Source organism: Elusimicrobiota bacterium (assembly GCA_026388095.1).
Taxonomy (GTDB): domain Bacteria; phylum Elusimicrobiota; class Elusimicrobia; order UBA1565; family UBA9628; genus UBA9628.
Genome location: JAPLKL010000017.1, coordinates 84,410 through 100,130 on the forward strand (window position 1 = coordinate 84,410; position 15,721 = coordinate 100,130).

Annotated in this window: 6 protein-coding genes; all 6 read right to left on the bottom strand. The window is 62.7% G+C overall.

Annotated features, from left to right (window positions below):
* Window positions 1-101 precede the first annotated feature (101 nt).
* Complete coding sequence (locus NTY77_04695) at window positions 102-290, bottom strand: helix-turn-helix domain-containing protein (protein MCX5794773.1); 189 nt, start codon at window positions 288-290, stop codon at window positions 102-104.
* Window positions 291-738: 448 nt separating this feature from the next.
* Window positions 739-3,969 (bottom strand): relaxase domain-containing protein, encoded by a 3,231-nt coding sequence (locus tag NTY77_04700; GenBank protein ID MCX5794774.1) that lies wholly within the window; start codon window positions 3,967-3,969, stop codon window positions 739-741.
* A 240-nt stretch (window positions 3,970-4,209) separates the two neighbouring features.
* The gene (locus NTY77_04705) at window positions 4,210-5,136 is read right to left on the bottom strand and encodes a PorV/PorQ family protein (GenBank protein MCX5794775.1); all 927 of its coding nucleotides are present in this window, start codon (window positions 5,134-5,136) and stop codon (window positions 4,210-4,212) included.
* Window positions 5,133-12,863, bottom strand: coding sequence for an IPT/TIG domain-containing protein (locus NTY77_04710; protein ID MCX5794776.1), 7,731 nt, complete (start codon window positions 12,861-12,863; stop codon window positions 5,133-5,135). The genes NTY77_04705 and NTY77_04710 overlap by 4 nt, the downstream gene beginning before the upstream one ends.
* A 1,506-nt stretch (window positions 12,864-14,369) precedes the next feature.
* On the bottom strand, window positions 14,370-15,056 hold the full coding sequence (locus NTY77_04715) for a hypothetical protein (GenBank protein ID MCX5794777.1): 687 nt from the start codon (window positions 15,054-15,056) through the stop codon (window positions 14,370-14,372).
* 76 nt (window positions 15,057-15,132) lie between these two features.
* Window positions 15,133-15,721: hypothetical protein (locus NTY77_04720; protein ID MCX5794778.1), on the bottom strand; the 589-nt coding region annotated here is incomplete at its 5' end.

The window sequence follows — 15,721 nt, forward strand, 5'->3', positions numbered from 1 at the left end:
CACCGAGCCCACGGTGCGGCTCGACCTCCGGCTGCCGAAGTCACTCCACAAGGAATTGCGGCAACGGGCCATCGACGAAGGCCGTTCGCTGAATTCGGAGATCATTCAGGCTTTGAAGAAGCACTTGTCTTTGCTTCCCCGCTGACCCACCCATCCACGGCTGCCTTTTCGAACTTCAACGCCCGCCCGATCCTCACGATGCAGTCCGGCGGGATCTTGCCCAGACTGACATAGGTGTAGATCGTCGGCACCGGCATCGAGATGTAGTGCGACAACTCCCGGATGTTCATGAGTCTCTTTTCGATAAGCACTGCCCCTCCTCATCCATAGAGAGTCACCCTCCAGACATTATTCGCTTGAGCCGGTCATTTCCGGGACACCCCGTGATGCCCCAAGAGGGCAGGTTTCCTTCGCTATGGCTACAGGCATTAGCAGAGTGCCCCCTCACTTAGTAATCGAATGAGCCGGCCATTTTCGCACATTCCCGGATCATTCCAACCGGACTGCCGGGCCATCCGCACAGTGGCCCTGCATACATTATTCGCGCGAGCCGGCTATTTCGCTGCCAGATACCATGGCCCTCCACTCCTTAATGCGTTTGAAGGCAGCAATTCCGCACATCCCCCAGCGGGGGCGGCCTCAGCCATGATGCGTCTGGAAGACTCCGGCCTTTTCAGCCTGGGCGGCGCACAGCAGCCGCCTGCTATGAATCAGGTGGTAGGAGTAGGCGCAGCCGGGTCAGAGGCCGAGACCACGTCCGAATTCCAAACCGCGGCCCCGGGAGCGACCCCGGTCCCTCGACTGCTCGCGCTCGGCTAGCACGGCCTGTGCCTTGAGCGCCACAGCGCCCTTCTCGTCGTCTTTGAGATGACGGCAGGCATCCTCCGGGGTCTGTGTCTTCGTGACGATCTCCGCGACCGCGAGCTTGGCTTCCGCGCTCTTGCCCTTCCATGCCAGGACAGCCTTGGCCTCAGGACTGTCGAAGAACTTTACGATCCGCTCTTTGACCGCGGGGTCCATGCTGTGCCGCATCACGACCCGCTCCTGGATTCGCGCCCGCTCTTCCCGCCCCTTGTCAATTTCGAGGAACCGCTGGATTTCGTGTTTGTCGTATATCTTCATACCGTTGGTCGCGGTCTCGAAATCCATGGTGCCGGAGCGGATAAGGCCGATGGCGATGCTGTAGTCAGGCAGCGCCTTATAGGTGGACAGAGCCTTAGCGCCAGGCTCAGAGCTCAGGTATTCGGCCGCACGGTGCCTCTCCGCGTCATTGAGGTCCTTGCGCTCGTTGAGGCGCTTTTCCATGTCCGCCATGTGCTCCAGGCGCCCCCTTTGCAGGAGCTCGCTATCCCCAGCCCCGGCCATGTAAGCCCGATTGTAGATGCAGGGGTCATCCGCCAACCCCTTCCCATGGGCAAGCTCGCCGAGCGCGTGGAGCCTGACCTTGCGCTCCATCCGCTCGGCGCAATCCAGCGTCACGTTGATATCATGCGTGTCCTGCTTGACGCTCGAAACGGCGGCAATGCCCCGCAATTCCGCGGCATCGTCCGTGAATATCCTCACGTCGTCGCGGGCCCGGGTGATCTGGACGTAGGTGTTGCGCTGGTCCTGCAGCTGCGGCACCGACGTGTCGGCCTCGACTACGACCTTGTCGTAGGTCTGTCCCTGGCTCTTGTAGGTCGTAAGCGCGTAGCCATGATCCAAAGCGCTGTACCGCGCCAAGTCGATGCAGACCTCTCGGCCTTCCTCAAGGCGCACTGAGATTGAATCCTTCCCGGTCCGCGTGACATAGCCGATCTCGCCGTTGCGGACATCGTAAGCTCCGTACTCGTTTTCCAGGAAGACCACTCGCTCGCCCACGGCGAGCTCGCGCTTGGCGGATTGCTTCACGCCGTCATGGTCCGACCAGGAAAGGGTGTACTCGCGGGCTGCGCCGATCTTCCCCTGCCGCGCAAGCTCCTCACGGATGATGACATTGAGTTCCTCGCGGCCCTGCCGGCTGCCGGTCAGGATCAAGACGTCCTTGTCGTAGTGCTGGGCGATGAAAAGACGCCGCAGCCTGGCGTCAGATATCTCCGCCACCTTGCCCGCCTGGTCCAGGACGGCCAGGCTCTCCCGCATGCGGCCCTCACGGGCCAGGTCCACGGCCTTGCGCAACTGGGAGTCGCGCTGGCGGTAGTTCTCGGTAAGGCTCACCAACTCGCCTGACTTCTCCGCGGCCTCCACCAGCCTCTCGAAAGGACGCCCCGCCCCCACGGCCTGGATCTGGTTGCGGTCCCCCACCAGCACGACCTTGTCGTCATGCTCCGCGGCATTGCGCAGCAGTTCGGCAAGCCCCCGGCTGTCCAGCATGGACGCTTCGTCAACGACCACAAGCCGGGGCCCGCGGGGCTTCCGGTGCGCCTCGCGGGCCTCCCGCCGCTCCTGGGCCAAGTACGAGGCCAGGGTCTCAGACATGATGCCGGACTCATCCTCCAGCTTGCGCGCGGCCACGCCCTGGACTGTCACGCCCACGACCTCCCAGCGCGCCTCCTGGGCTGCTCTGTTTACGGCCTTGAGCATGGTGGTCTTGCCCGAGCCGGCGTCGCCCTGGACCAGCACGGTACCACGCTCGGCCGTCAGGATAGCGGCCGCGGCCTTGGCCTGGGCCTCCGAGAGCCTCCGGCCGATGCCGTTGGCGAGTTCCGCCACCCGGGCCTCCGCAGCCCCGCCCTCCATGGCCAGAGCTCCGGCAGCCTTGCGGGCCTGGAGGCACTCCCGCTCCACCCGGGTCATCTCCCAGGTGGTGTAGCGGCCATCATCCGTGACCAGGAGGTTGCCTGCCCGCACCTGGTCCCACAGCAGGTGATTGGCCTGGGCGAACGTCACCGGCTCCCAGGTCTCGGCCCGGCCGAGCTCGGCCAGGTACTCGGTTATCATGGCCTCCTTGCTTGCGCAGGCCGTGCCCTCGGTCGCCCGCCGCGCCGCAGCTTGCCAGCGGGCGATCTCGGTCTGTTGGCGCTCCCCCGCCAATTCCTGCCGCGCCTCGACTGACCACTTAGCCTCCTTGAACCACTCCTCGCGAGCGCGGACCGCGTCTTGCCGGTTCTCCTCAGCGGTCTTCTCCCGGTGCCGGGCTATCCGGCTTTCCCAGTCCGACCGGACGGCCGACTTCTCCACGTCAGGGTCCTTGTCCTTGCGCGTCTTGCGCCAGGCGTCCATGTCCCGGGCGCCGTTGGCCTTGGCTGATGCGATCTTCGCATGCCGGCGCGAGAACTCGCGCTCGACTGCCAGGGACACGGCGTCCAGGCGCAGTTCTCCTTTCTTGGTGTAAGAGACCGAGTACCCGAGTTCCTTGAGCTTGGCCGCCAGCTTGGCCCGGTACATGGCCCCCCACATCTTGTTGAAGTCCTGGGCCATGATCTGGCGGCCGTCCAGGGCCAGGACCTTGCCGTCCATGGACGTCAGGTTCATGACCACCACGTGGGTATGCAGGTGCGGGTCATGGTCCCGGTTGTAGCCGTCGCGCGCGGTCACGTAAGCCATGTTGCCGGTCTTGACGCATTCGCCGGGCCGGGGCTGGGCCGCGGCGTGTCGGACTTCGATCTCCCGCATGGTCTCGAGCACGGCCTGGTCGTGGGCCTCGATGATGCGCGAGTCGCGCTCGGTCACCAGGCCGGCCACGCTCACGGACTTGGGCGCCGAGAACACGAGGTCTATGCCCATGACCTTGTGCTCGCGGCTCACCTTGTTGCCCGCCGCGTCCTTGCCAGAGAGCAGGTTCGTGAAGGCGGCCTGGGAAATCTCACCGCCAGGGGTCAGGCCGAGCTGGGCGGCGAGTTTGCCGTGGACCCGGACATGACTGCGGGCCTGGTTGGGTTCCGAGAGGTTCTCAACGTCAGAGCCCTGCGAGAAATAGTAGTTCTCCTCCTTGGTGTGGTAGGCGGAGATTGACGCGGGGTTGCCTGTCAGCTTGCAGGAAGTCAACATGGCCTCACGAATTATAGCAGACAAAGTACGTTTGTACAATGGTGCATACTTAAAAATACCCAAAAATGCCGCACGCAACTTAAAGGTCCCCCCTCACCGAGCTCGTACAGGAATCTTCAGGCCACTTTGTGGGAGGCGGTAGGGAGCGCCGCTTATTCCAGCAGGCTGGCGGCGCGGAAGCTAAGGCAGGTCTTGTCAGTCAGGATGACGTGATCGAATCCCTGGCAGGGTACGTCAATATCAGAATCTCGCCGACACCGAGATCCGGTTCGTCACGCCCAGCCCGCCGTAAGGCACGAAGGCATAGTCCACGCTCAGCGCCTTGCAGGCAAAGCCCGCTCCCACGGACAGGCCCGAGACCCCGGTGACATCACCCATGGTGCGCGTGTCGAAGCCCAGCCTGCCCGCGACCCCCCAGTTGTCCTTTACTGGGATGACGTACTCGGTCCCGACCGCGGTGTAGGCTTCGTCGCCCCTGGGCAGGCCCATGTCCAAGCTGGCCAGCCAGTGCTGGGTCAGCTTGAATGCCGCGCCGGCCTTGAAGGTCAGGGGCAGGTTCTCAGCCGTCTGCTCGTGCTTGAGCGTGCCGCCCAGGTTGGTCACGGTCAGAGCCAGGTCGAGCCGCTTGTCGAGATAGCTGGGGCTCAGCACGCCGAAGTCCACGGCCGCGGTCTGCGCTGTATTGAGTATCTTGGCCTGGATGTACTTGAGCGCGCCTCCGACGGAGAAGCCTTCCACCTTGCGGCTGTAGCCTGCCGAGAGCGCCAAGTCATAAGGCGTGAAGGTGCCCACGGTGTTGAAGTTGCTGTCCGTCTCGTTGATGGAGCCCGCGTTGAAATACTGCAGGCCGGCTCCGAAAGCCCCGGCCTTGCCCAGGCTCTGCGCATAGGCCGCGTAGTCGTAGAAGCTCGATTGCAGGTAAGCCGCGTGCATGAAGGTTGCGGCGCGATGCTCCACCTTGACCAGGCCGGCCGGGTTCCAGTACAGGGCCTCCGCGCCCTCGGCCACCGCGCTGTAAGCCCCGCCCATGCCCATGGCCCGGCCGCCCACGCCCAACTGCAGGAACTCGGCCGCGGTGGTGCCCTTGGCCGAGGAGCCGAAGCTGCCGGCCTGAAGGCTGCCGCTGAGAAGACCTAGCGCCAAAGCCGTGGTCAGCATGGTCTTCATCTCTGGACCCCGACCTTGAAGGTCTTCTGCGTACCGTTGCCTTGGGCGAACACGAAGTAGACCCCGCTGGCTACCCAAGCGCCGGACTGGTTGGTTCCGTCCCAGGTCGCTTGGCCTAGCGCGTCCGCGTTGAGGTCCTTGACCATGGCTCCGCTCAACGTGTAGATGCGCAGCCGGGCGCTGACCGGCAGGTTCTTGAACTGCATGGGACTACAGCTCTGGCGCAGGGGGTTGCAGGCGATCTGCATCTCCGCCACCGTGCTAGTGGCTTGCGCCGCGGCCAAGGCCGGTATGAGGGCCTGGTAGAGGGAGAAGTGGTCGGTCAGAGCGCTGACCACGCGGCGGGAGGCGTCCACTTGGCTGGGCAAAGCGAGCCAGGCATGGCTGGCCGGGTTCCAGTAGTGGACCGCGACCTTGCCGGCCTGCCCCAGCAGGATGGCGGCTGGGTCATAGGGCAGTTCGATGGTCACCGGCACCGCGAAATTCGTGCCTTCCGGGCCGAACTGGACCGCGTCGCCCGCAGGGGCCAGCGAGACCGCGGACAAGGTCCTAAGCCGGACTTCGCTGTCCGCCCCCGCAATCTCGGCGCGGTCGATGGAGATGTCCGTGGTCTGGGACAAGGCGCCGGGCGGGACGACCACAGCGACGCGGCTGGGCGTGACCACTGTGCCGCCTTCCTCGCTATCGAGGGGCAAGGAGGCTTGGCCGTACCATGTCGGGATATAGGTCGGCGCTGGGGCGGCCGCGGCCAAGCTCATGCTCACGAAATGCGTTCCGCTGGTGCCCACGCCGTAGATGAGCACGTTGCTCTGCGCCGTGCCGCCGGAGGGCGAGAGGGCGACGACTACGGTGTAGGTGCCCACGCTGAGGCTGGCGGGGATCACGCCACGGATCATGGCGTCGTTCCATACGGAGATGCCGGCCGCGGTGCCGCTGAAAGTGACCTTGGTGGCTGAGCCGTTGTAGGGGCCGAAGCCTGAGCCGTCGAGCTCGAAGGCCCCGCCGGGCTGGCCCTGGGCCGGAATGACCTGCGAAATCTGCGGCAGGACCACGTTGAAGCTCTGCGCGGCCGAGTCAGCCAGGCCGCCGTCGGCTGTGGCCCGCTCGATGAGCACGGTCTGGGTCCCGGTCGAGACCTGCCCCGGCACGCGGCCCTGGATGGTGGTGTTGTTCCAGACGCTGATGGGGGCCACGATGCCGTTGAACTTGAGCCGCGTGTTGGAGCCGTTGTAGGCGCCGAAGCCGGTGCCGGTGACTGTGAAGGGAACGCCGATGGGGCCTGTCACCGGCGTCATGGTCGAGACTTGGGGCAGGATGACCGAGAAGGTTCCGGCGTCGCCTTGCGCAAGGCCGGTGCCGGCCTGGCGCTCGACGGAGACCGCATAATCGCCTGGGGTGAGCCCTGGTATGGTGCCTTGGATGGTGGAGTCGTTCCACACGCTGATGGGGGCGGCGATGGTCCCGAACTTCACCTTGGTGTTGGCGCCGTTGTAGGCGCCGAAGCCCGAGCCGGTGATGGTGAAGGGTATTCCGATGGGTCCGAGCATGGGCGTGACGGTGGAGATCTGCGGCAAGACGACCAGGAAGGTGACCGGGTTGCTCAAGGCCACGTCCGGGCCGGCTTGGCGCTCCACGCTGACCGCGTAGGTGCCTGAGGAGAGGCCAGGAATGGTGCCCTGGATCAAGGTGTTGTTCCAGACGCCTATGGGAGCAAGCAGGCTGCCGAACCTGACCCGGGTGTTGGGGCCGTTGTAGGTCCCGAAGTTGGTCCCGGTGATGCTGAAGGAGATGCCAATGGGTCCGGTCGAGGGATTTATGGCGGTGATGACCGGTCCGGTCACCGTGAAATAGATGGTCGCGCTCTGCGCCAGGCCGCCGTCCGCGGTCTGGCGCTGGACCACGACGGGCTGGTCGCCGGAGGGCACGGCGCCGGGGATGGTGCCCTGAATCAAGGCGTCGTTCCATACGCTGATGGGCGCGGACACGCCGCCGACGAGAACTTTGGTGTTTGCCCCGTTGTAGGAGCCGAAACTCGCGCCGTTCAAGGTGAAGGCCAGGCCGATGGGACCTAGCACCGGGGTCATGGTGGAGACCTGAGGCAGGCTGACGGTGAAGGTGCCTGCATTGCTCTGCGCCAAGCCTGTGCCGACCTGGCGCTCCACTGTGACCGCGTAGCCGCCGGCCGCAAGCCCGGGGATGGTGCCTTGGATCAACGTGTCGTTCCATACGCTGACAGGCGCGGTGATTGCCCCGAACTTCACGCGGGTGTTGGAGCCGTTGTAAGGCCCAAAGCCTGTGCCCGCGATGGTGAAGGGGATGCCGATGGGCCCGGTCGAGGGGTTGATGGTGGCCACAGCCGGCTCCATGACCGTGAAGGTCCCGGCCGCGCTCGTCGCCACCGTGGTTCCGGCTTGCAGTTCGATTAAGACGCCGTAGGCTCCGGCATCCAAAGCGGGCACCGTGCCTTGGATGGTGGAGTCGTTCCAGACGCTGATGGGGGCTGCTGTGGAGCCGAACTTCACGCGGGTGCTAGTGCCCCTGTAAGTGCCGAAGCTGGTCCCTGTGATGGTGAAGGGCACGCCGATGGGCCCGGCGGAGGGCGTCATGACGGTGACGCTGGCCGTTGTGATCAAGAAGTAAGCCGTGTCCGAGGCGGAGAGTCCGCCGTCCGAGGTGGCGCGCTCGACGACCACAGGGGCCAAGCCGGCGGGAGCGTCGGGGACCGTGGCCACGATCCTGGTGTCGTTCCACACGCTGACCGCGGCAGCGGCGCCGTCTACGCGCAGGCGGGTGTTGGAGCCGTTGTAGGGGCCGAAGCTGGTTCCCAGAACGGTGAGGCTGATGCCGATGGGGCCGGAAGAGGACTGCACGTCCGTGATCGCCGGGACAGAGACCAAGAAGCTCGCGGCTTCCACGCTGGCCAGGCCGCCGTCTGATGTGGCGCGCTCGATGGTCACGGTGCGGATGCCCGCAAGCGCGTTGGGGATGGTGCCCTGGATGTTGTGGTCGTTCCACACGCTTATGGGCGCGGCCACGCCGCCGATCTTGACCCGCGTGTTGGAGCCGTTGTACGGCCCGAAGCTTTCGCCCGTGATGGCGAAGGGCACGCCGATGGGACCGGCCAGCGGGGACATGATCGAGGCCGAGGGCAAGTTCACGGTGAAGAGCCCGGCCGAGGTGGCGGTCACGCTGGAGCTGGTCTGGCGTTCGACAGCGACCGAGTAGGCGCCCGGGGAGAGTCCAGGGATTGTGCCTTGGATCGTCGTATCGTTCCACACGGAGATGGGTGCCGAGGCGGTGCCGAACTTGACCCTGGTGTTGGATCCGCTGTAGGCGCCGAAGCCAGTTCCGGCAATGGTGAAAGGAATGCCGATGGGCCCGGAAGAGGGCACTACAGCCAACTCCGCGACGACCGCCAGGGTCTGGGTCGAAGCGACCTCGGAGAAGCTGCTTGCGATCATGTCCCCATTGGACGCTCTGATGCGGGCGAAGTAAGACGTGCCGGGCGCCAATCCGAAGACCGTCGTGCCCGTGCTTTGCAGCGTGATAAGGTCGGCCACGGAGCCGTCCGTTGAGACCGCGAGAGCGTAGTCGGTCCCGGCCGGGTTGCTCGAAGCGTCCCAGGCCCAGGTGATGCTGTAGGAACTCACGGACACCGCCTGTAACTGGCTCGGCACCGCGGCCAAGGTGTAGACCCGAGACGAGCAGATTATCGGGCTTTCGCCGGAGGCATTGGTCGCGGTGACGCAGCGCGAGCGGGCAGAGTTGGGCGGCTGACCCAGCAAAGTGAATGAGCTGGCGATGACATCGGCCTGCTTCGACCCTGCCGTCGATCTATAGACCGAATAGCCGAGAGCGTTGTCAGCCTGGGCCCAGGTCCAGACGATGGAGGAAGTCCCGAGCACCTGGGCCGTGATCCAAGCCGGCGCCAGCGGCGCAACATTGCCGGTCGGCCCCTCCCAAGTAAAGGTGACGGCCACGGGCGTCACGGTCTCATTGCCAGCCAGGTCGACTCCCCGGGCATAGACCGCGTAATTGCGGCCTTGCGCCAAGTAACCGCCCAGGTTGCCCAAAATATCCCCGGACGTAGGAGATGCGCCAACGTAGGCGCTCCAATTCACGGAATTCTTTAGCGGACCGCCATTGGACCTCAGGTAGACCGGGGCAGAAGCTGCGGCCCAGTGCCCTGCCTGGCCGCTCCACCAAAGCCCGGTAGCCAGATCCCGCACCGCAAGATCCACGCTGCCGTTCAACGCCACGGCGTCCTGGACCGTGCCTTGGATCGTGTTGAGGGCGGAGACGGTGGAGCCGTTGACTATGGAGGTGATGCTGATGGACGGCGGCACCGTGTCGGGAGCTATGGAGAAGTCCGCATTGCTGATCGAAGAGCCTGCCAGCACCGGAATGCCCGCGATGTGGTTGTAGAAGCCCATGGGCGTGGCCGAGGAGAATTGCAGGCTCGTTCCCTCGAAAGCCGCGATCCAGTAAGAAGCAGGCGCGGGCAGGCTGAGACTGTAGGGCAGCATGGTCCCGGCTGTGGCTGTCAGCGCGACCATCTGCGGCTGTTCATTGAAACCTGTAGTCGAGTAGACCACCATGACATTGGCCCCCTCGGCAAAGCCCAGGGGTTTGGTGATGGTGCCCGAGATGGTGGCCGAGGCTCCCAACGCGCAAGCATTGGGCCCGGGAGCGCCGGCCACGGCCGTGTTCCCGAAGAATACCTCGGGGTCGGCGGAATCCACCACCCAGGGCGTGCCCGCCCCGTCTACCGCGATGAGATCGTTATCAAAGCCGTCGGGGTCGGTCTTAGGATAACCGGCAGCCAGGTTGCCCGAGGAGTCGTACTTCCACACGGCGGAGGTCGTCGAGGAATTGCCCACGACCCAAGGATTGCCGGCCGGGTCCAAGGCCAAAGCCTTGGCCGCGGCCGAGGTTCCGGCCGCGTTATGCCACAGGCTCGTGGACACCAGCACCCCGTTGGAGTCGAATCTCAGCAAAGCGAGGTCGGTGGCCGCGCAGTTGGGATAGGCCTTGGAAGCCGCCACCCAGACGGTCCCGGTCTGAGAGACGCGCAAACCCATGACCAGATTATCCTGGACGTTGGCGAAAGCCTGCGGCCAGAAGACCGGGAACCCAGCGGCCAAAGAACCGTTGGAAGCGTACTTCCACAGGGCCAGGTCCAGGTGTCCGGTCACCGGGTCCGAGCTTATGCCGGCGGACCAGGTGTTGCCCGATGAGTCCTTGTTCGTGGCCAAGCCCCCGTCGAAACTGCCGCCGGAGCGCTGGTAGTTCTTGGGGAAGCCCGGCGCCAAGGAGCCGTTGGCGTTGTATTTCCAGAGCCCGAAGCGGAAGGTGGGGTTCTGAGAAGTCTGCTCTGCGCCCGCGAGCCAGGCGTTGCCCGAGCCGTCTACAACCACGCCGCCGCTATAGATGAAGCCGTTGGCGCCGGCGTAGGCTACTGAAGCCTGAACGACCTGTCCCGTTCCCGCGACCTTCCAGACCGCGAGGCCTGAAGAATTGGTCCCACCCACCCAGTTACCCGATGGGCCGAAGCCGATGCCGAAGTTCCCCGAATCCACGGCGTCAGGCAGGACGGTCCCGGCCAAGTAGTTGCCTGCCGAGTCGTGCTTGCGCACGCTCATGGTGGTCGGGGTCTGGCCGTCGTAATCCTGGGTCACGGTCCAGATGTTGCCCGAGCCGTCTCGGCCCAGAGCCACGGCGTAGCCGGCCTCGGCGGTGTTGGTGCTCTTGATGATCACGCTCACGGCCGCTGTAGAGACATTGCCGGATGGGTCCATGGCCTGAGCGTAGATGGCGTACTTCTCGCCGCCCAGCACCGGCGGCGTTGCCCCGCTCCAGGTGATGTTGTTCATGGGCCCGGATCTGGCGGCGTGGTTCCAAAGGGCGCCTGGCGTGGAGATGAATACGCCTGAATACGGATCGAGCCAGGTTCCGTCCGTGAGATTGGCCACTGCCAAGGTGAGGTCGCTTATGCCTATGTTGTCAGAGGCTGTGCCGGAGAGCGCCAGCATGGCTGCGGGGATGGTGGAGCCGTTTACGGGCGCAAGGATCGCGAGGCTGGGGGCTTGCTGGTCTACAGCCAAGCTGATGGCGGGAGCGGTGGCGGGGGTTGCTCCCAGGAAAACGGGCGCGGAGAGGTTGCCGCCCAGGGGGTTGCCGGGGCCAAGGCCCTGGCCGCCGGCTGCGATGTAGCCGGTGCGGTCGTAAGCCGCGGCGATGTAATAGGTGGCCGGAGAGGGCAGGCCGGTCAAAGTGTAGTTGAACACGGTGCCGCTGTTGGGGGCGGGCAAGAAGCCCAGGCTTTGGGGGTTCTGAAAATCGGGGGTGTTGCTGGCCAGGAAATATACGCTGCCGCCGGTGAAGGCGTCCGCGTAGTTCAAGACGCCGGAGATGTCGGCCAGGGCGAGGATTTGGCTCCAGACCTTGTAGGTGCCGTCGCTGTCTGTGCCGAGGATGTTGAGGTTGGTCCCGAAAATGGTGAGGATATTGCCCGTGTTGGTGGGCGCGGCGGACGGATATGAAGGATAGGAAGAGACCAAATTCAAGGTCGAGCCGCCTTCTGCCGGGTACTGCCAGACTGCCAGGCCGGTATTGCCGGAAGAATCCAGTTGGGTGCGGCCGGTGAGCCAGAAGCGGCCTGCGGAGTCGAGGTCGAGGCCTTGGGCTTGGTCGGAATAGGTGCCAGTTGAGGTGGCGACCAGGGAGATGGCTGAGCCGTCCCACTGCCAAAGGGCGGCTACGGTGCCGGTCTGGGTGTGGGCCCAGCCGCTGAGCCAGATGTTGCCTGCGGTATCTTCGAGCAGGGCCTGGGCTGAGCTGCCGGTGCCGCCCAAGGAATTGGTCCAATCGAAGCGGACCATGTTGCCGTTGGAGGGGTCGTAGCGCCACAGCGCAACGTCTCTTGTGGCTCCGGCCAGCCATATGGGCCCTGAGCCGTCGGCGAGGATGGCTTGGGCTGTGGCGCCGGGGAAGAGGCCGATGCGGGGCAGGCCGGAGGGGCTCGCCTGCCAGAGGGCGGCTGAGCCGTTGGAGGCGCCCGCAATCCACAGATTCGTGCCGTCAGAGTCTACGGCCGTGGCTTGGCCGTCGAGGGGCGGGTGGTTTGTGGTCGAGAGGGGCGAGCCTTGGGGAGAGACCTTATAGATGGTCGCGCCGGAAGAACTGGTTGCAATCGTGTAGGCGTTGCCTGAGCCGTCAAAGCCGAGGTTCCAGCCTGTGGTCATGGCGGCCCCGGCCAGGGGGACTGAGAAATCCGTGCTGCCGTTGCTGGAGTTGCGGGTGAGGCTGAATGAATTCGAGAAGTTTGAAACCTGCCAGAGTTTGCCCGAGGGGTCGAGGGCGGCGGCGAGGTTGCCGGGAGTGGGACCGCCGCAGGTGAAGAACTGGGGGTTGGGTTCTGTGCCGCTGTTTCTGGTGGCGACTACGATGGGGATGTTGCAGGTGGAGGTGGTTGTGAGGATCAGCAGGGGGTTGCAGACTTGGATGACGTAGTTGGTGTTGGGCTGGAGACCGGTTAGCTGGACTGGATTGGTTGTGGTGAAGCTGGAGGGGCTGAAGGAATCGCGCGAGGGGTCGCACAGGGTGCCAGAGGGACCAGTGCCGAGGCGGACTTCGTAGAGGGTGCCGGAGGGGTTCCCGTGGGGGTCCCAAGAGATGTTGAAACTTGTGTCGGTGCGGCTTGCCACGGTGGTAGCGCCGGGTAACATGGCCGAGTTCTGGACTACATTGATTTGGATGGATTTGGTGGACTCCTTGTTGCCAGCCCGGTCCACGCTAAAGTAGTAGAGGGTGTGATGTCCCGAAGGCAGGGATACCGGCATCCAGAAGAGGGCATTTTGACAGGACCCGAACGGATAATTGGAATCGGGAAGGCTTGCCGGGGCGCCGCCAGGGCAGTTCTCTGGCAAGGTGTCGAAGAGATAGAAGGTCTTGTCTACGCTGGAGGAAGAAATATCGGCAGGGAAGTCGGTAGCGGTGAAGCTGATGCTGGAACCAGCGATGGCAGCAAGATTGCCGGCGACGAGGGCTGAGGTGCCGACGATGACAGCCTGGGTCACTGGCGCTTGGGTATCAACCGCAACATCAACGAAAGCGTCTATGATGTGCGGGGTTTCCACGTTCTCGGTATTGTCCACGCCCAAGAACTCGATTCTATGGTAACCCTGGGTGAGACTGAAAGGCAGAGCGTACTGGAAGAAATCCCCATTATCAATGGTGACCAGAATTCGCGACATTCCAGAGGCGACTGACGCGACTACGGGATCGTCGCCGCCGAGACTCAACAGAGTCGAGGTAGAGAGCAGAGAGTGGCCGATGGTATCTGAACTGGCCGAGCCGGTGAAGGTAATACTGGTGACGGGCGGGGTTCCGTCAGAATAGATGGCCGTCGAAACGAGCACTTCGGAATTGCCCGCACTGTCGATGCTTCCGTAGTAAATAGCATGGGCACCTTGGGGCAAGGGGAAGGGCCCCTGATAAGCGCCCAATTGCGTCGTGCTTGAAACAGGATTGTCGATAGAGAGTCCGGTAAAGGCGACTCCACTTGTCGTGGCACCGGCCACGGAGACATCATCGGCGGCCAAGCTTACCAACACATTGGTGCTGATGTAGAGTCTGCCATCTTGTCCGGCGTATGAGACGCCCGAGAAGGACTCGATTGTCACGGGCGGAGTCTTGTCCGGGAAGTAGGTTTCCTCTACCGACTCGCCTGCGGCGTCTTTCCAGACGATTCTTGTGGTTTGCATGCCATCAGGAGAACTGAGGTGGCACGATGGGACGTCGATTCCCCCACCCTCGCTCGAGACCGCGAAATCCATCTCCACCTGGGGATTGGCTGGGTCGAAACCAGTGGTGACCTGATATTTTACTTGAAATTCGTACGTCCCCCCGGAGGGGATTGTCTGTGGCCCCAAGAGAGAGAAATTGTTGAGGATATGCATCCAAGACGGCGCGCTGGTCACCGAGACTCTGACATTCGCAAGCGGCTGCCCATTAGCGCCCAGGTTTTCGATGGGAACCGTGATGACTCCCCGCGATCCTGGGGTCAAAGAGGCAATGGCGCAAAGAGGCAATACGCCGACCAAAAAAACGGCTACGAGGTAACAGCGAAAAGGACGCACAGTTTTCACAAGCTGCGCCCCCTCATATCCAATGCCGGGATAACTCATCCGGATATCCTCCATCTCCAAATCACAGCCATGGGGAGGACTCCATCAGGGTTTGCCGGCATCGGCGGACATGCCACTCCATTGCAAGATTGTCAGGCTATCCGGGTATTCATGGCTCATGTGTTTCCTCTGTTGAGAAAAAAGCCAGGAGGAATGGCCATCTGTTTTCACCAGCCTATTCAGAGCTTCCCTAAGAGTGACTTTCCGGAGATCCACCGTGACTTTGCGGTAGACGATAGGGGATCCTCCGATACTATCTATCGCTGCAGAATGGATTAAAATACCAGCACTTTGACAAATTCGGGTTGCTGCAATATCAAGGGCCACCTCAGTCAATTCCATAGACTCAACGACGCGGTCGAGAGGACTGTCATGCCGTTTTTTGTCGCCCTCCCTGGCTTTCGGAACCAGATTGATGACGCCTGCATTAATGGTCCAGCGGTACCGAGGATTTTGCGCAATCAGCGCGTCAAGCAGTGTCTTTGCTTCAGCACCGACATAATGCCCTCGCTTCTTCAATGAAACCGGGTGCTCTGCCGTCTCGAAAGAGTATTCGATTCCACAAGGGATGTCAGCTTGTCTGCAAAGTTTATTGAATCCGAATTCGACGCCTTCGTCCTTAGAAAACACGAATTCAGGAAGTCGCTTGTCGAGGGCAGCTTGGTCTGACTTAGTATAGGACCAAGCCAATGGCTGAAAAACAAAAACCATGGCGACCCAGATAGAGTTCATCTTTAGATTCTCCTGCGAATTAGCCTTGACGATTCAAGGGTATTATCACTTCCATGTCGCCAAGTCATAGGCATCGCTATTTTTGGAGGAGGGCAGGATTGGTTGTTTCGGTAATAATTGTGCCATTGCTGTCGAGGCGTTTCGTAAAGATTCTATGGAATTTGCATGCCTCGACATTTATAATCTGTTCCTCTGTCTCGCCGCACTTTGCTTGTAGGGCGGGATCGCCATACCCCTGATCATCGGGCCATTTCCCTGTGGGAGAATCAAGCACTCTTGGGCCAACGTGATAGCCATAGGGACTCGGCGCGTGCGAGCATCGAGGCTGCAGAGTCCCTCCAAACACAAGGGGCTTGTTGACGGTCAAGTCTTCACTCAAATTGAGGCCGGTCAAATCCATGCCGCCGATCGGAGCGAATGATATCTCATACTCATCGGCTCTACACCAACTATGGCCCAAACCGGGAAAAGCTGCTTGGCAGCTCATAATATTCCATTTCTTCTTGATAGAGGTCTGGGATTGGGGCACAAAAATCGAGACATCGCTCGATCTGGCAATTCTCTGCCTTCCCATGTCGAGGTACGCCTCAACCCTATCGGAAGATTCGCATGCGGTGAGCACCGATTTTACCTTCACGGTTACATTGCCATTATTGGTCTGCTGA